The organism is Sorangium sp. So ce131 (assembly GCF_051519095.1).
Lineage (GTDB): Bacteria > Myxococcota_A > Polyangia > Polyangiales > Polyangiaceae > Sorangium.
In genome coordinates, this window is the sequence record NZ_CP150455.1 from 5,717,081 (window position 1) to 5,732,785 (window position 15,705).

The window sequence follows — 15,705 nt, forward strand, 5'->3', positions numbered from 1 at the left end:
GGCGGCGGCGCGAGATCAAAATCACGCGCGGCCGCCGGCGCGCGCCAAGTAGCATGGCCCCATGCCGAGGCTCACCGACCCCTTCGACGTGCTGCCGGAGGTGCAGCGTCACGAGCTCATGCGCGACACGGTGATGGCGATCTTCGGCCCCACGGTGGGTCAGACCTTCTGGGACCAGATGGAGCCGCTGCTCACGGACACGCGGCGCCAGCCGGGAGACGCGGCGGAGCCGGAGAAGAACTTCTGGCGAGGCCGGTGGCGCATCTACGAGGCCGAGTGAGCGGGGCGAAGCGGCCGTGAGCAACGACCCGACGCCGCCCGCCGCGCCCGCCCCGGCGCGCCGCCCGCGCCGCAAGACCGAGCTGCTCCTGCAGGGCGAGCCCGACGGGCGGCGGTGGATCGCCTGGATCACGAAGCGCACCTACCGGATCCACAACGGGCGATGCGAGCTCGACGCCCCCGGACGGCAAGAGGTGCTGCACGACGACGAGATCCCGCACCGCGAAGATCGCAAGCCGCCGCGGGTCTCCCCGCCGATCGCCGTCGACGACATGCTGCCTTTCCGGCGCGCGACCGACGTCGTGATCCAGGCCTTCGCCCACGCCTACAAGCCGGGCACCCGCACGCTCACCGCGAGCGTCCGGTTCGGCAAGCACCAGCGCGAGATCGTGGTCCACGGCGACCGCGTGGGCGAGATCGACCGCGCGGGCCGGCCGCGCTTCTCCGAGCCCGCGCCGATCGAGGTGGTCCCGATCCGCTACGACTACGCCTACGGCGGCGTCGATCTGACGGCGCTCGGCAGGAACGGCGACCTGCTCGGGCAGTTCGTCCAGGATGCCCGGCGGGGCATGGACCTGCTCGCCGACACGGTGTACCACTACCCGAGAAATCCCTGTGGTTACGGGTACTTGATGGAGCTCGACGCCGAGAGCTTCGCGGGGCGGCCGATCCCGAACCTCGAGTTCCCGTTCGACCCGCTGACGCCGCAGCGCCTCGCCGTGGGCAAGCCGTTCCGGTGGGTCCACGCCCCGCTGCCGGCGGGGTGGGATTACCAGTCCATGGGCTGGTTCCCCCGCCTCGCGTACCTCGGGCTCGCCCCCTCGTGCCAGAGCGACGGGAAGCTCCCCGCGGAGGTCGAGCGCGGCTGGGCCGCCCGGGATGTCCTCTCGATTCCGCCCCTCTATCAAGAGCCCGGCGCCCCGCTCCGGCTGGAGTACGCCCAGGTGGCGTCGCCCGGGATGAGCGTCTCCGACCTCGCGCCCGACGAGTATTTCGAGCTGCGGAACGTGCACCCGAACCGGCAAGTCTACTCCTTCCATCTGCCCGGCGAGGTGCCCCGGGTGATGCTGGAGCTCGCGCCCGGCCGGGCGCTCACCGAGGTGGAGTCCCACCTCTGCTCGGTGGTCGTGCGCCCCGTCCCGGGCGAGGTCGTGGTGGTCTGGAGCGCCCGCGCCCCCGTCGCCCTGGATCTCACCGAGGAGCAGATGACGAACCTGCGGCGCGAGGTGCGCTGGACCTCGGCGCCGCGATGAAGGAGCGCTGACGATGTCGTATGGCTGCCTGACCGTCACGCGGTGGAACGTGTTCCTCGGCCTCTCGTGGCACGAGGCCCTGTTCTGGTGGCCGATGCCGCCGCCCGGGGCCTACGTGCCCCAGAAGTACTGGCCGCACCTCGCGACGGGCCTGGTCAGCGGCACGCACCTCTTCTCGTTCTGGTCGGAGCAGGAGAAGCGCGAGATCCAGCTCGACGGTGTGCACTGGATGGGGCGGGGGAGCGACGCGAGCCTCGTCGTCCCGCACGTGGACGTGGTCCAGGGGTGGAATCCGCTGCTGCCCTGGACCATCCTCTTCGGAAGCTCGATCTCGGTCTGGGGGACGAGCGGCGTCACGATCGCGTGCGACAACCCGATCTTCGGCGAGACGGCCTGCGATCTCGCGTGCTCGCCGTTCAAGACCGTGCCGTTCTCGCTCCACCTCGCGTGCAACAGCCCGGTGAGCCTGCCGCTCGATTTCACGGTCGTCTGGGGCACCGCCAAGGCCGGCTTCACGTGGGCGGACTTCGTGGCGTGCCTCGTCGACATCGCGATCGAGATCGCGATGGACATCCTGATGAAGTTCGGCGGCCAGATCGCGGGCAAGATGTGGAAGGGCGCGAAGGCCGCGGGCAAGGGCCTGATGAAGGGCGCGAAGATGGCCGCCAAGGGGACCGCCAACCTCGCGCAGACGTTCGTCGAGCGGTCCGGCAAGGCGTTCGCGCGGGAGAGCGCCGAGGGGACGCTCGCGAAGATCCTCAAGGAGTCGGCCGAGGAGGCGGCGGACGACGTCGCGTCCAGGGCAGGCAAGCAGGCGGCGGAGAGCTTCTCGGACTCGCTCAGCCGGCTGCGATCGCAGAGCGACGAGCTGCTCGAGGAGCTCGCGGAGGCCGCGGACGGCAGCCTGTGGAAGTCGTTCAAGCAGGGCGCCGCGGAGCTCGGCGAGGGCGCCGCCGACAACATGAAGAAGCTCGGGGAGAGCCTGAAGTCCGCGGCGAAGTCGGCGAAGGACACGATCATCGCCGTGAAGACGTGGAAGAAGGTGACCGAGCAGAACCTCCTCCAGTCGCGGAAGGTGAGCAGCATCCTCAAGTACACGGCCCTGGCGAACGGGTTCAAGTACTCGAAGAAGGTCGGCGGGAAGGTCTACAGCTCCATCGACGCGCAGTACCACGACATCGGGGACCTCGACGCGGGCTCGGACGGGTACAGCTTCGGGCCGTTCGCGCTCGGATCGAGGAGCGGCGTCTACGACGACCTCGGGTACCCCGTGGGGGATACGGACGACGGCGACGACGACGAGAAGAACAAGAAGACCGCGATCGGCGATCGGTTCGCCTGGAGGGGCGACGCGAGCGCGAGCGCGAAGGCGCGCGTGAGCGGGCGCTTCTCGTGGTCCGAACGGAGCGATGAGGAGAGCGGCGGGAGCGCGGACGTAAGCGACCGCTTCGCGTGGATCGCGGGCGACGCCGCCACGTCCGGCCCCTAGCTCCGAGCGTCACAAGCCTGCCCAGGGATCCCGCGGAATCAGGCGTCGTACGCGATGCGGTAACTCCCCGGGATCACCGCCGGCGCCGGCCCGTCGTACAACGTCGCGGTGCGCCGCTCCTCTTTGCGGACGTGGTACTCGAACACGCAGCGGAGGGAGAAGAACACCCGCCCTTCCCCCGCCACGATCCCTATCTGATCGAGGTGCATGGGAAAGACGTACTCCCGCCCTTCGAGCTGCACGTGGATGTGCATCCGCAGGTCGGGCATCACGAAGGCGAGGTCCCCGCCGCGCAGGCCGTGCGTGAGCCGGATCCCGTCGCCCGGCCTCGGCTCGCCGCCCGCCTCGATCATCATGCCCGGGTGCCCCGTGTTGAAGAACGTGGGCAGGATGTCCGTGTGGCCCATCTTGACCTCGGGCGCCCTGTCGGGCGCGAGCCGGCTCGGCTCCGGCATGGCGGCGCTCGTGGCAGCCTTCACGCGGAGCGCGCCTTCGCCCGGGTAGTAGCCGAGGCCGACGGGATCGGGGCAGTCGCCGAACGAGCGGATCAGCCGGTTCGGGTCCTCGAGGTTGGGCAGCGGCTTCCCGAGCGCGCTCTTCGCGTCGAGGTAGAACCCTCGCCCCGCCGGGTTGGGCGTGAAGGGCATGTCGATCCCGTAGTCGGTGGGGCAGGTCCCGCCGAAGGCGCGCCCGTAGTCGAGCTCCATGGACACGAACGGCTCGGGCTCGCTCGGCACCAGGGCGCCGCCGGCCCCGGGCACCCAGGTGCGGTCGCCGAAGACGGCGATCCGCCGCCGGAAGCTCCGCCCGACCTCGAGCGCGACGTCGAGCTGCGGCCTCGCCGCGCCGCCGGGCTGGCGCACCTTCCCGCCGAGCAGCACGTCGATCCCGCCCATGTAGAACGGCTTGTCCCCGGGCATCCTGCCGAGCGCCGTCGCGGCGGGCGCGGCCGAGATCGGCCACGGCGCGTCGGGCGTGGCGACGAGCGCGCCGCCGGCGACCCGGTAGGTGGGCCGCGCGATCGCGCAGCCCAGCATGTGATCGTCGCTGCGCGCCGACGCCGTCCTGAGCAGCAGCGCCGGGTGCCTGGTCTCGTTGCGAAGCTTCACGGATCGAGCCCTCTCCGCCGCGGCGCCGCGCTCAGCAGTTCAGCCGCACGGTGCCGCCGTCGAGCTTCTCCGTGGCGCTCCCGTTGGTCACGTAGATCCCGTCCGCGGTGATCTCGATCTTCGCCGACTTGCCCTCGGCGTCGGTCGCGTTGCCGATCTCGAGGACGATCCTCTTCTGGGCGCGGATCCGGATCGTCGAGTCGGCGAACAGGGCGATGTTGGGCCCGCCGATCTGGACCTCCTGCTCGGACTCGACGCGCACGTCTCCGGCGCACGTCATCTCCAGCGCGCCGTCCGTCACCTCCCACGCGATCGAGCCCGCGCTGAGCGCGCAGTGCCCGTCGACGACCTGCTGCATCGTGCCGCCGACCGACAGGGTGAGGTTGCCCGCCACGCGCCTCGCCTCATCGTCGAGGGCCGAGATCGTGTGCGCCCCGGCGACGATGACCGTCCGATCGCCGCTCACCTTGACCGACTCGTCCCCGCCGACACACGCGCTGCGGTCGCCGGCGACCACGTCGCGGCGGTCCCCGAAGACGCTCGCCGTGTGATCGCCCGCGACCGAGAGCCAGCTGTCGGCGCCCACCGAGGTCGTCTGATCCGCGGCCACCGTCCTGGTCTCGGCCGCGCCCACGCTCACGGTGCGCGCGCCCGCGACCGTCACCGCCTCGTCGCCGCCGACGGTCCTCGTGTGGTCGCCCGTCACCGCGAGCGCGTCGTCGCCGCCGACGGCGCGGCGCGCGTCGTTCAGGGCCTCGACGCTGAGGTCGCGCTGGGCGCGCAGATAGACCTCTTCCCGGCCCGCCTGGTCCTCGAAGCGGAGCTCGTTGTATCCGCCGCCTCCCGGGGTGCTCCGGGTGCGCAGGGTCGACTTGGTCTTCTCGGCGGGGAGCGCGTAAGGGGCTGGGCTCACGACCGTGTACACCCGGCCGGTCACGATCGGCCGGTCCGGATCGCCGTCGAGGAACTCGACCAGCACCGCGCTCCCGACGCGCGGGATGTGCATCGCCCCGTAGCCGGCCCCCGACGCCATCTGGGCGACGTGGACCCAGCACGCGTTCTCCGAGGCGTTGCCGTTGCGGTCCCAGTGCAGCCGGACCCGCACGCGCCCGCTGCTGTCCGTCTCGATCTCGGCCCCTTGTGTCCCGACGACGGTCGCGGCCTGCGGCCCGGCGATGCGCGGCTTCGGCGTCCGGCACGGGGGCCGGAAGGCGACGCCGGCCGGGACGCACTCGAAGGTGCAGCGGTACCCCTCCTTGCTGTCGAACCTCGCGGTGTGCTGGAGCCGGGTGACGAGGTACTCCGCGTTGAAGCTCTCCCTCGGGTGGTCCTCGAGCCGGAACCGCGCGCCGGGCGCGAGCCGCACGGCGTAGGCCTCGCCCTGGCCCACGGCGGCGGTCGCCTGGAGCGCGTCGAGGCGGACGTCCGCGGCGGGGCTGGCCGGGTAGGCGAACACGGCGAGGTCCGTGTGGCGCCCCTTCTCGGCCGCCTTGTCCACGACCGAGGCGGGGTTCTCGAACGGCACGTCGCGCGTCGTGACCTTCCCCGGCCGGACGTGCTGCGCGAAGCGGAACGAGTCGATGCCCTCTCCGGTCTGGAGCGCCCCCGTCACCGGCCGGTACCGGAGCTCTTCCGGGGAGATGGGCGAGTGGACCTGCGCCGTGTCGGAGATCATCAGGGTCGCGCCGGCGTCCGTGTGCTCGAAGTAATAGAAGATGCCTTCTTCCTCCATGAGGCGGCTGAGGAACGCCCAGTCCGACTCGCGGTACTGGACGCAGACGTCGCGCGCCTCATAGCTGCGCTGGAGCACCATCTCGTAGCGCCGGACGCCGCCGAGCCTGAGCACGCGCTCGATGACCTCGGCCGTGGTGACGCCCTGGAAGATGCGGCAATCGTACCGCTGGTCGAGCAGCCAGACCTCCGGCACCAGGGTGGCGCGGTAGGCCGCGCGGTGCTCCGAGGTATGGACCTGCTCGAGCCGGCTGACGATGCCGTGCAGGTGGCGGGCGCCGGCGCCGTGATCGAGCGTCAGCACGGCCGACTCGGCGACGAGCGCGTCGAGGTCGAGGCTGGTGTCGGCGCTCTCCACGGTGATGTCGAAGGCGTAGAGCTCCGACATGGCCTCCGCGCCAGCGAGCTCCTTCACCTCGAGCGAGTTCTTGAGTCGATTGATCGTGAGTCGTGCGCGGACGAGGGGCGGTGCCACGGCCATCGAGGACCTCGGGAGGAGTTCGGCCATCAGAGCCGATGTCGCGCCGATGTGCAAACACGTCGCGCGCCCCGGCCTTGCCGGGCGAGCTGTGCGGTGGAGGTGTGATGTCCCCCTTGCCACCCGGCCCTGCCGCACCCAGAGGATTCCCTGGACCGCACCTATGCCTGAAGGCGACACCCTCTTCCGAATCGCCGCCGCGCTCGGCCCTGCCCTGGAGGGCGCGCGTGTGGTCGCGCTGGAGCTGCCCCGGAGCGACCGTCGCGGCGACCGCCTCGTGGGCCGCCGCGTCGAGCGCGTGGAGGCGCGCGGCAAGAACCTCTTGATCTTCTTCGACGAGGGCACGGTCCTCCACACACACCTGCGCATGAGCGGCGCCTGGCACCTCTACCGCGAGGGGGAGCGCTGGAAGCGCTCGGAGGCGTCGGCGTCGGTGATCCTCGCGGTCCCGGGTTACGTCGCCGTCTGCTTCCGCGCGCCCATCGTGCGCCTCTTGCGGGCGAGCTCGCTGCGCGGCGACGCGCTCCTCGGCGGCCTCGGCCCGGATCTGCTCGCCGACGGCTTCGACGCGGCGGAGGCGCTCCGGCGCCTGCGCGCCCTCGACGACGTCCCGCTCGGGGTCGCCATCATGGACCAGCGCGTCGTCGCCGGCATCGGCAATGTCTACAAGAGCGAGCTCCTCTTCAGGAAGCGCCTCGACCCCTTCGCCCCGGTCCGCGTGTACTCGGACGCGGAGCTCTCGGACATGATCGAGCTCGGCCGTCGCCTCCTGCAAGCGAACGTCGAGCCGCGGGACGCCGCCGGGACCTATCGTGGTCCCACGGGGCATTATCTCTACACGCGCACGACGCGCACCGGCTTCGACCGTGGACGGAGGCCGGTCAGCGTGTATGGCCGCGAGGGGCACGCCTGTTACGAGTGCGGCGCTGCGGTCCAGATGCGCCGCCAAGGCACGATGATGCGATCGACCTATTTCTGTCCACGTTGCCAGCCGACCCGCAACGCTCCGTCCGCAGCCGAGCCGCCGCCGGCCTGATTCCGGGGCAGCTGTGAGGAGGGGAGTCGACGTTGCGAGTGGCAGGGAGGAGCTTGCGTGTTCTTTCCGGCGCGGGGCGCGGCGGATGCTGGTATGACGAGGGCATGCTGACGGAAGAGAGGAGATTCGGCAGAGACCTCGCTCATCTCGCCCGCCCTGAGCCTCCGGACACGCTCGTCCTCGTCCCTGTCGGCGATGTTGCGCTGGAGGACGCGCAGGAGATGATCAAGGCAATGGTTGACTTCGCGCAGGGCAAGCCGCGCACTTTTCTCCTGGGTGACATGAGGCGCATGGGCACTGTCTCGATGGAGGCGCGCCGGTACTTCGCGCGCTCGAAGGTCAACGAGAACCACGGCGCCACGGCGCTGTTCGGTACGACCCTGGGGCAACGGGTGCTCGGCGCGTTGATCATCCGGGCGTACGGTCTGCTCCACCCGGACACCTTCGAGATGGCGCTGTTCGAGCGCGAGGAGGCGGCGCGCGCCTGGCTCGCGGAGCAGCGCCTCAAGCTCGCGCACGCGGCGTCCCAGTGAGCGGGGCTCGCGGCGACGCCTCTCCTGCGCGCGGGTGTTCTCGCCTGCGCGCCGGCGTCCTCTCTGCGCGCCGGCGTCCCGGCGCGCGGTTCAGATCGTTTCCGCTGGTTGCGCGTATCATCGGCCTCATGCGCCGCGCCCTGCTCCTTGTCCTTGCCGTCGCGACCGGATGCAGCCACCCCCTGGATGAGCCCGCCCTCCCTGACGCGGAGGAGGCGCCGGGCCCTCCGGCCGGCGCCTCCTCGACGCCGCCGGCCGCCGGTGCAGCCGAGGTCGATCCTCGTCTCGCCCCGCTCATCGCCGCCGCGTTCCGCGATTACAAGCCCTGGGGTCGTGTCGACGACGAGCTCCGCTGGGCGCCCTGGCTCTGCCGCTTGCCGCTCCCGGGCCGCGCCCGCATGAGCGCCGCCGAGGGCGGCGGCCACGCCCGCAAACTCTATTCGGTCTTCGCCAAGCACCGCGATCGATATCCGTTCGCCCAGGGCCCGGAGCCCGTGCCCCAGCCTGTCGGGCAGGTCCTCGTCAAGGAGAGTTACCACCCCGAGCTGGTGGAGAAGGGCGCGGCGCCCGAGATCCCTGGCTCCGGCGCTCCTCCGCCGGACGATGCGCAGGGCGTTCCGGATCATTTCGACCCCTACCTGCGCGACGGCGATCGCGTCTACCGCGCATCGCGCCTCGCCGGCGCCTACGTGGTGCTCAAGGTCGCGCCGGACACGCCCGGCACCGACGCGGGCTGGGTGTACGGCACGGTCACGCCCGAGGGCGAGGTGACCTCCGCCGGCCGGGTCGCGTCGTGTATGGGCTGCCACGAGAGCGCCCGCCACGAGCGCGTCTTCGGGATCGCGCCGGCCGCGGCCCCTTGACCGGCAGCCCCGTCGCGGCGGCGTGCTGGTGCTTCCGCCCGCATCTTGGACTACCCTGGCGCCCGGAGCCCTGACGCCGCATGTCCAACCTCGTCCGCCGTCCTGCGTCCCCTCTTGCTCCCGCGAAGACGCTCCGGGACGTCGTGCGCAACTGCGACCCGGACGTGCCGCTTCCGAACGACGACCCGCGCTGGCAGGACTTCTCGCTGGCGCGCGGCGATTAGTCGATGGCGGCCCTGGGGAAGGAGCTCGATACGTTGTACAGCTGCCACGTGCTCTACACCGTGCGGCTGCGGCGCCCGGACCAGGCCTACGACGCCTTCGACGGACCTGGTCGGGATCTCATGGAGAAGGCGCTCTCCCTCCGGATGGATCTCGACGCCGTGATCCCGGAGCGGGACGCGCGCGATCGTCTGATCGCCGCCAGCGGCGGGGCGGTGCGGGAGTTGCTCGACCTCGTCAGCCAGGCCGCCTACATGGCGCACGGCGCGGTGATCACCAGGGCCGACGTCGAGCGGGCGGTCACGGTGCGCAGGCAGCGGATGCGCGACCTCATCAACGCGAATGGCTGGCTCGACGCGCTCGTCAGGCTCGCTCGGGACAAGCAGATATTCCCTGACAAAGCATGTATGGACGTGCTCTTCCACCGCCTCGCCTTCAAGTACAACGGCGAAGGGTGGTACGATGTCCACCCGCTCGTGGCCGAGATCCCGGAGTTCGACCGTGCGCTCCATGACGTCCTCCGCTAGCGCAGCAGAGCGGCCCGGCGCGGCGAGCGGTGACGAAGGGCGCGCGGAGCCCGGCGGCTTCGAGCGCATCCTCGGACCTGAGCGCGGGGCGGCCTACGGGCGCTTCCTCGAGTGGTCCGTGGGAGACGGCTTCGCGCTCGCCGTCGTGGAGATCAGGCGGCCTGCGCAGCGTCAGGCGCTCGTCGCAGCGACAAGCGTCGCGGTGCCTAAGCTGTGTACCGCGAGGTTAGATTCCCTTGGTGACCGCCCGCTTCGCGCTCTCCTTGACGAGGCGTGTCCGTCTCCAGAGGAGACCTCGGTGCTCATGCTCACGCACCTCGAGGAGTCGCAAGACGCCGCCAGGATCTGCGCTGAGCTGAACGTGCACCGCGACGAGCTGGCGCGACGCTTCGCTCTACCGTGGGCGCTGGTGGTCCATCCCGCGGCCGCGCTGGCTCTTCAGCGTGATGCGCCGTACTTCTGCGATTTCGCCGGGCTCTGGCTCCCCGAGGAGCCTGGAGAGAGGTCGGAGCGGATGCTGGAGCAAACCATGAGATCGCCGTCGGCGTCTGGCTCTTTGCCGCTCCACCTCAGCCAAGATGCGACGAGGGACCTATTGTCGCTCGCATACGAGGCGACTGCTCTCGGCCATACTGGCCGTGCAGAGGATTTGCTCGCGCAGTACGACCTAAAGCACCCGAACGCACGAGACCACGATGTTCGACGTGTGCACATGGATGGCGTGCTGCTACGGATGCGCGGTCGGCTCGCCGAGGCTTTGGCGCGCTTCAAATCGGCGCTGGAGCGCTGCGAAAACACTGGCAATCGACACATGAAGGGAGTGCTCCTCGACGAGGCTGCCCAGGTCCACATACTACAAGGAGATCTGGCCGCCGCGCGTCATCTCGTACGAGAGGCCCTGGAGCTCTTCGAGCAGGCAGGAGATCAGAGGAACCTGGCAGCATCGTTACATCAATTGTCAGTTGTTGAGGAGCGACAGGGTAACGACGCGAAAGCGCGAGAGCTGGCACAAGACTCCCTGAAGCTCGGCGAGGAGCTCGGAGACCAGGTCGGACGAGCCGTGTCGCTGCATCACCTGTCGGTGATTGAGGAGCGCCTGGGCAACTACGCGGAAGCGCGAGACCTTGCACGCGAGTCGCTCATGATCAGCGACAAGCTCCGGGATCGGAATGCCAGATTCGCAGCGCTGCACCAGCTCGCGGTCCTCGCGACTCAGGAGGACGACTACGCAAAGGCCAGAGAGCTGCTGCAAGAGTCGCGGAAGCTCAGTGACGAGGTGGGGAATGCGATGTATCATTCTGTGGTGCTTCACGAGCTCGCCACAGTAGCGTTGCTCGAGGGCAATCACGCGGAAGCTCGAGCTTTGTTGCGCGAGTCACTGAAGCTGGACGAAGAGATCGGGGCCATGGATGGCCGGGCGGCATCGCTCGTCATGCTCGGTCTGCTAGAAGGCGAGCAAGGGCAGATCGAGCACGGCTTGGCGCTCGTGCGAGAGGGCGTGGGCATCCTTGAACAGCTCGATGCGGGAGCTCTTGCTGAAGCGAAGGAGATCTTGCACAGAATGGCGAGCCTTTCGGCTTCGAACATGCCAGACCGTCCTCAACGAGGCTAGCAATCATGCTGGTCACGGCAATCCGCTCAGCTGCGTAACACCCTCCTACAACGATCACCGTAAGCCCGCGGGGAGGGACGCTGTCGCGCAGCTACCCCGATCGCCGCGCCCCCGCCACGCTCGGCCTCAGCAGCGACGTCGGCGCGTCCTCGCTCGCCGGCGGCTGCTCCGCGTGCTCCTCGCCCTCCTCGGGCGCGATCTCCATGAGCCGCGCGATCCACGAGAGCCCCTCCACGTTCTCCACCGTGATCTTCGCCACCATCATGATCGGCACCGACAGCAGCGCCCCCGACGGCCCCCAGAGCCACCCCCAGAACAACATCCCGATCAGCACCGCGAGCGGCGACAGCCCCAGCGTCCGCCCGAGGACCCGCGGCTCCAGCACGTTGCCCACGAGCAGGTTGATCAGCAGGTACCCCAGCGCCACGATGGCCGCCGTGCCCGGCCCCTGGCTCGCCAGCGCCACCAGCACGGCCGGGATCGTCGCGATCGCCGCGCCGATGTTGGGGATGAAGTGCAGGACGAACAGGCTCGACGCCATCAGGAGGGCCAGGTCGACGCCCAGCACCCTCAGCAGGACGTAGGCGAGCATGGCCACGAGCAGGCTCGTCAGCGTCTTCACCAGCAGGTACTTCTTCACCTCCCGCACGATGCGGTCGACCCGCGCGAGCCCGCGGGCGGGGTCCGACACGAGCTGCCGGACCTTCGCGCTCGCGCCCGAGATCTCGCAGAGCGCGAAGAACACGACCAGCAGCACCACCCCGAGGTTCGACGCCGCGCTGGCCACCGTCACCGCGGCCCCGCCGAGCAGCGGCACCAGCGACGCCGTATGCAGCGTCTTCGACAGGAACTCCGGGTTCACCGGCAGCCCGCGCTCCGTGAGCGTCGCGGCGACCGCCACCGTCATCTCGGAGGCGCGCGCCAGGTAGGCCGGCACCTTCTCCTCCAGCTCCACCCCGGCGATGGTGACCACGGCCCCCACGAACACCAGGATGCCCAGGTCCACCACAAGCGCCGCCAGCGCGCCGATGGCCGGCGGCAGCCCCCGGCGGGTCACCCAGGTCGCGATCGGCGAGGAGATCGCCGCGAGCGCCGCGCCGAACAGCACCGGCACGAGGAACGGCTCGGCATAACGCAGCCCCACGATGACCACCACCGCTGCCGCGGCGACGATGACCATCTGCGCTCGACGAGATATTGTGAAGATCCCCATGCCAACCTCGCTCCTGCCGGGTCCGCGCGTCAGAGCCGCTCCAGAGGGGCAGACTTCCGTAGTTTTCCGTTAAGGAAAGCAAGGGGTGCGCCACGCTCCGTCCGGCCGGATGTCGCGGCGGGCGGCCCGAGCCACAGCGCGGCTTTCCCGCGATGTTTCGCGGTTTTCCCTCGGCCAGGCCGGCTCGCCGCGCCGGGTGGGGCGCTCGCCGTTGTGCCCGTGGGGCCAACCTGCGCGCGTCGGTGCGATTTGCTACGCGCGGGGCCGTCGGGAGCGAGGAGGGGGAGGGGTTCAGGGCGGGCCGCCAAAAGCAACGTGGCGCGGCGTCTCAGGGACACCGCGCCACGTTTGCCGCGGCGCATCGCGCGATGCGCCGCGCCGTCCGCGCCGTCAGCGCGCCGAGGTCAGGCCGTTGGCCGTCTGCCCGGCGCTCAGCGGCACCGAGGCGTGCTGCGTGCTGTCGGTCTTGGGGGTGGTCCCGGTGACGTAGGCCTTGACCGCCTCGACCAGGAACCTGAGCCCCACCGCGCCATGGTTGTCCCAGTACTCGCCTTCGCGCGGGCTCACGTGGATGAGCGCCAGGTGGGGATCGTCCTTGCCCCGCGGGAAGAAGACCTTCGCCTCCTCCGACCAGAGCTCCTCGATCTTCGCCCGGCTCCTCACGATCGACGCGCGGCCCGAGAGCGACAGGTACCGGTGCTCCTGCTGGAGCGTCACGTTCACCTCGGGGTTCGACTCGATCTCGTCGACCTTGCCCGAGTCGATGCTCGTCATGAACCAGATGTCCCCCGTGGCGTCGTCGACCTTCATGAGGGCCATCGGGCGGGAGCGCAGCACTCCATGGGTGGCCTGCGTGACGAGCATGGCATTACGGAACTTCTTGAGGATCTCCATCAACTTTTCTCGCGAACCCGTCTCCATGTTGTCCTCCTTGGATCTGCGGCGGACGGCAGTTGCGAGATCCGGACCAGCGCCGGCGTGCGCGCTCATCCGCGCGCGAGGCCGCGCGAAATAGGGCTTCTCTGCGCAGCACAACCGCGCTCGCGAGGCATTCCGCCACAGCGACGGCGCGAATCGACGGAGCGCAGCCGGCCGGGTCGCGCGGCGTCCGCGCGCGGGTCGCCGCGCGGCGATGTGCCGGATCGACGCGCCCCGCGCGCTCGACGCGCCCCGAGCGCCCGGCGCTACCTCGCGCGGGCGAGCGCGACGACCGCGATCACGAGCACGACGACGGCGAGCGCGCCGGCGATCACCAGCGCCACCTTGCCCCACGCGATCGGCGCGGTCCCGGTGACGCGGCGCCCGTCCTGGCCGTGGACCACGGCGCGGTAGCTCCGCCCGCTGTACCGGTACGCCAGCACGTACGACGGCAGCGCCACGCGCCGCGTCTCCAGCGCCCGGAGGAGCACCGCCACGTGTACGTTGCGGAAGGTCGACCCGGGGATCACCCCCTGCTTCAGGGCCGCCTCCGCGCTCGCGGCGATCCGCTCGCTCACGATCTTCCGGGCCGCCGAGCGCTGCGCGTCGAACTGCTCCAGCACCGCGCCCGCCGGGCCGAGCTGCTGCTGCCCCCGGTGCGCCGCCGGGACCGCGCGGTCCAGCTGGAACGCGGGCGCGAGCTCCCGGGCCTCGTCGAGCGAGAGCCCGCGCGACGCGGACAGGAGCAGGTTGCGGAACGGCAGCTGCGTCTGTCCCGCGTGCGGGGCCCAGGGGCTGCGCCGGGCGCCCGCGTTCGAGTCCGCCGTCCAGCTCACGATCACGTCCGCGCTCACGATCCAGCCCGCCCACCAGATCGGCTGCAGGCCCTCCACCGTCGCCGCGCGCGCGAGGTCCGACGGCCGGAAGAAGCCGAGCCCCGCCATCCATTGCCGCAGCGCCTGGTCGGCCTGCTCCGGGCTCACCGCGAACGGCAGCAGCCAGTCCGCCTGCTCGATCGGGTCGACCGGCTGCTCCAGCCGCGTGACCGCGCCGCAGAAGCGGCACTTCGGCGCCTGCGCCTCGGCCGAGTACGAGACCGCGGCGCCGCACTCCGTGCACCGCAGCACCTGCACCGGCGGCGGCGCCGGCCCCCGGTCGAGCGGCGCGGCCAGCCCGCAGACGGCGCAGCGCAGATCGCCCGCCTCCAGCGGGCCCTGGCAGCGGGCGCAGCAGCGCGCCGCCGCGACCGAGGTGTGCGGGCTCATGCTCATCGCGCCCCTCCGGTCGGCCCGGGCCTGCTCCCGCCGGGCCGGGCGCCCTCCGGGGGCGCCGGCGCGGGCGCGGCGTTCGTCCGCGCCGCCGCGGGGGCCGCCGGCCGCGCGGCCCCGCGCCCGGCCCCGCGGTCGCGCGCCGCGGCCAGGACGAACGGCGCCGCGAGCAGCAGGAGCACGAGCAGGACGACCAGGGCGATCTTGACCCAGGAGAGCGGCGCCTTGCCGTGGATCGCGCCCGTCTGGCCGTTGATGAGGACCCGGAGCGGCGGCTTGCGCGGGTCGTGCCGGATCGCGAGCACCCAGAGGGGCACATAGAGGAGCTCGAGCGTCTCCCGGTCGAGGCGCGTCTCGTGGACGAGCCCGCGGTGGCTATCTCCGGGCATGAAGGCGGCCAGATCCCGGCCGATCTTCTCCAGCGCCTCCCGCCGCGCGAGGCCGTAACACTGCTCCTGGCTCATCGTCGGCTCCTCGGCGATCCAGCCGCTGATCACGGCGGGCGTGTAGCGCCGCATCGTGCGCAGATCGAACGGCTCGACCGCCTCGAGCTCGGCGTTCTGCACGGAGCGGGACGCGACCACGAGCACGTCCATCACGTAGGTGGCGTGTTCTCCCTCGAGGTGCCGGTGCTCGGTCCGCGTGACGACGCGCGTCCTCGTGACGGTGTTCCCCTTGTCGTCGGTCGTGGTGTAGATCTCGGTTTCCTGATAATTTTCGCCTATTTCCGCGGCATAACGCGTCTGCGCCATCGCCGAGTACAGGTACGCGGGCGTGTAGACGCCGCGGATCGCGTCGACCGTGCCCGCCTTGACGCCGGACTGCACGAAGAAGCTCCGCTTCCCCAGCCACGCCTTGACCGCGCCCTGGGCGCTCTCCTGGGTCATCGAGAAGCCGAGGACGAAGTGCGGCGCCGGCCGGTCGTGCGAGGGCGGCCGCTCCACGATCGAGGGCGAGGCGCAGTACGGGCACACCGCGGTCCGCTGGTCCGCGTCGACGCGCAGCGAGGCGCCGCAGGTCTCACATTCGAGGTGCACCGGCGTCCGAGACAACCGCACCGGGCAGCGCGGCGTCAACAGGGAACGGCCGGCGCGGCGTCAACACGGGACGGCCGGCCCCGCGTCACAGCGAACGGCCGGCCCCGCGTCACAGCGAATGGCCGGCCCCGCGTCAC

At 70.8% G+C, this 15,705-nt stretch carries 15 protein-coding genes; 9 read left to right on the top strand and 6 right to left on the bottom strand.

Annotated elements, in window-relative coordinates:
- The first annotated feature begins 61 nt into the window (after positions 1-61).
- From WMF43_RS20685 to WMF43_RS20695, 3 genes are read left to right on the top strand one after another with little or no spacing between them, the layout of a single operon-like run.
- Positions 62-280, top strand: coding sequence for a hypothetical protein (locus tag WMF43_RS20685; protein ID WP_437682601.1), 219 nt, complete (start codon positions 62-64; stop codon positions 278-280).
- Between the two features lie 16 nt (positions 281-296).
- Positions 297-1,532 (top strand): DUF2169 domain-containing protein, encoded by a 1,236-nt coding sequence (locus tag WMF43_RS20690; protein WP_437682603.1) that lies wholly within the window; start codon positions 297-299, stop codon positions 1,530-1,532.
- Between the two features lie 13 nt (positions 1,533-1,545).
- Entirely contained in the window at positions 1,546-3,021 is a 1,476-nt protein-coding gene (locus WMF43_RS20695) for a hypothetical protein (protein WP_437682605.1), read from the top strand.
- Positions 3,022-3,059: 38 nt separating this feature from the next.
- Here WMF43_RS20695 and WMF43_RS20700 read toward each other — a convergent pair whose 3' ends face one another.
- Together WMF43_RS20700 and WMF43_RS20705 are read right to left on the bottom strand one after the other, a co-directional pair.
- A complete protein-coding gene (locus tag WMF43_RS20700) occupies positions 3,060-4,130 on the bottom strand; it encodes a DUF2169 domain-containing protein (RefSeq protein WP_437682606.1) in 1,071 nt (356 codons plus the stop codon).
- A 31-nt stretch (positions 4,131-4,161) separates the two neighbouring features.
- On the bottom strand, positions 4,162-6,336 hold the full coding sequence (locus tag WMF43_RS20705) for a type VI secretion system Vgr family protein (protein WP_437682608.1): 2,175 nt from the start codon (positions 6,334-6,336) through the stop codon (positions 4,162-4,164).
- Between the two features lie 166 nt (positions 6,337-6,502).
- On the opposite strand from WMF43_RS20705, the gene WMF43_RS20710 reads away from it, so the two are divergent.
- From WMF43_RS20710 to WMF43_RS20735, 6 genes are all read left to right on the top strand, one after another.
- Positions 6,503-7,375, top strand: coding sequence for a DNA-formamidopyrimidine glycosylase family protein (locus WMF43_RS20710; protein WP_437682610.1), 873 nt, complete (start codon positions 6,503-6,505; stop codon positions 7,373-7,375).
- 104 nt (positions 7,376-7,479) lie between these two features.
- Positions 7,480-7,908, top strand: coding sequence for a DUF7793 family protein (locus WMF43_RS20715; RefSeq protein WP_437682612.1), 429 nt, complete (start codon positions 7,480-7,482; stop codon positions 7,906-7,908).
- Positions 7,909-8,036: 128 nt separating this feature from the next.
- Positions 8,037-8,771, top strand: a complete 735-nt coding sequence (locus WMF43_RS20720; RefSeq protein ID WP_437682614.1) for a hypothetical protein — start codon at positions 8,037-8,039, stop codon at positions 8,769-8,771.
- Positions 8,772-8,851: 80 nt separating this feature from the next.
- Positions 8,852-8,995, top strand: coding sequence for a hypothetical protein (locus WMF43_RS20725; RefSeq protein WP_437682616.1), 144 nt, complete (start codon positions 8,852-8,854; stop codon positions 8,993-8,995).
- Between the two features lie 3 nt (positions 8,996-8,998).
- Positions 8,999-9,520 carry a hypothetical protein gene (locus WMF43_RS20730; protein WP_437682618.1) on the top strand — a complete coding sequence of 174 codons (522 nt, stop codon included), beginning with the start codon at positions 8,999-9,001 and terminating at the stop codon, positions 9,518-9,520.
- 304 nt (positions 9,521-9,824) lie between these two features.
- The gene (locus tag WMF43_RS20735; RefSeq protein ID WP_437684051.1) at positions 9,825-11,132 is read left to right on the top strand and encodes a tetratricopeptide repeat protein; all 1,308 of its coding nucleotides are present in this window, start codon (positions 9,825-9,827) and stop codon (positions 11,130-11,132) included.
- A gap of 91 nt (positions 11,133-11,223) precedes the next feature.
- Here WMF43_RS20735 and WMF43_RS20740 read toward each other — a convergent pair whose 3' ends face one another.
- From WMF43_RS20740 to WMF43_RS20755, 4 genes are all read right to left on the bottom strand, one after another.
- Positions 11,224-12,345: an AI-2E family transporter gene (locus WMF43_RS20740; RefSeq protein WP_437682620.1), complete on the bottom strand. Its 1,122-nt coding sequence runs from the start codon at positions 12,343-12,345 to the stop codon at positions 11,224-11,226.
- 390 nt (positions 12,346-12,735) lie between these two features.
- Positions 12,736-13,266 carry a pyridoxamine 5'-phosphate oxidase family protein gene (locus tag WMF43_RS20745; protein ID WP_437682622.1) on the bottom strand — a complete coding sequence of 177 codons (531 nt, stop codon included), beginning with the start codon at positions 13,264-13,266 and terminating at the stop codon, positions 12,736-12,738.
- 263 nt (positions 13,267-13,529) lie between these two features.
- Complete coding sequence (locus WMF43_RS20750; RefSeq protein WP_437682624.1) at positions 13,530-14,528, bottom strand: zinc ribbon domain-containing protein; 999 nt, start codon at positions 14,526-14,528, stop codon at positions 13,530-13,532.
- Positions 14,529-14,530: 2 nt separating this feature from the next.
- Positions 14,531-15,607: a hypothetical protein gene (locus WMF43_RS20755; RefSeq protein WP_437682625.1), complete on the bottom strand. Its 1,077-nt coding sequence runs from the start codon at positions 15,605-15,607 to the stop codon at positions 14,531-14,533.
- Positions 15,608-15,705 lie beyond the last annotated feature (98 nt).

Bases quoted from the DNA above. Each gene is read 5' to 3' on its own strand.
- WMF43_RS20735 (WP_437684051.1), top strand. From the start codon at position 9,825: ATGCTCACGCACCTCGAGGAGTCGCAAGACGCCGCCAGGATCTGCGCT.
- WMF43_RS20725 (WP_437682616.1), top strand. From the start codon at position 8,852: ATGTCCAACCTCGTCCGCCGTCCTGCGTCCCCTCTTGCTCCCGCGAAG.
- WMF43_RS20745 (WP_437682622.1), bottom strand. From the start codon at position 13,266: ATGGAGACGGGTTCGCGAGAAAAGTTGATGGAGATCCTCAAGAAGTTC.
- WMF43_RS20730 (WP_437682618.1), top strand. From the start codon at position 8,999: ATGGCGGCCCTGGGGAAGGAGCTCGATACGTTGTACAGCTGCCACGTG.
- WMF43_RS20720 (WP_437682614.1), top strand. From the start codon at position 8,037: ATGCGCCGCGCCCTGCTCCTTGTCCTTGCCGTCGCGACCGGATGCAGC.
- WMF43_RS20685 (WP_437682601.1), top strand. From the start codon at position 62: ATGCCGAGGCTCACCGACCCCTTCGACGTGCTGCCGGAGGTGCAGCGT.
- WMF43_RS20695 (WP_437682605.1), top strand. From the start codon at position 1,546: ATGTCGTATGGCTGCCTGACCGTCACGCGGTGGAACGTGTTCCTCGGC.
- WMF43_RS20715 (WP_437682612.1), top strand. From the start codon at position 7,480: ATGCTGACGGAAGAGAGGAGATTCGGCAGAGACCTCGCTCATCTCGCC.
- WMF43_RS20750 (WP_437682624.1), bottom strand. From the start codon at position 14,528: ATGAGCCCGCACACCTCGGTCGCGGCGGCGCGCTGCTGCGCCCGCTGC.
- WMF43_RS20740 (WP_437682620.1), bottom strand. From the start codon at position 12,345: ATGGGGATCTTCACAATATCTCGTCGAGCGCAGATGGTCATCGTCGCC.
- WMF43_RS20710 (WP_437682610.1), top strand. From the start codon at position 6,503: ATGCCTGAAGGCGACACCCTCTTCCGAATCGCCGCCGCGCTCGGCCCT.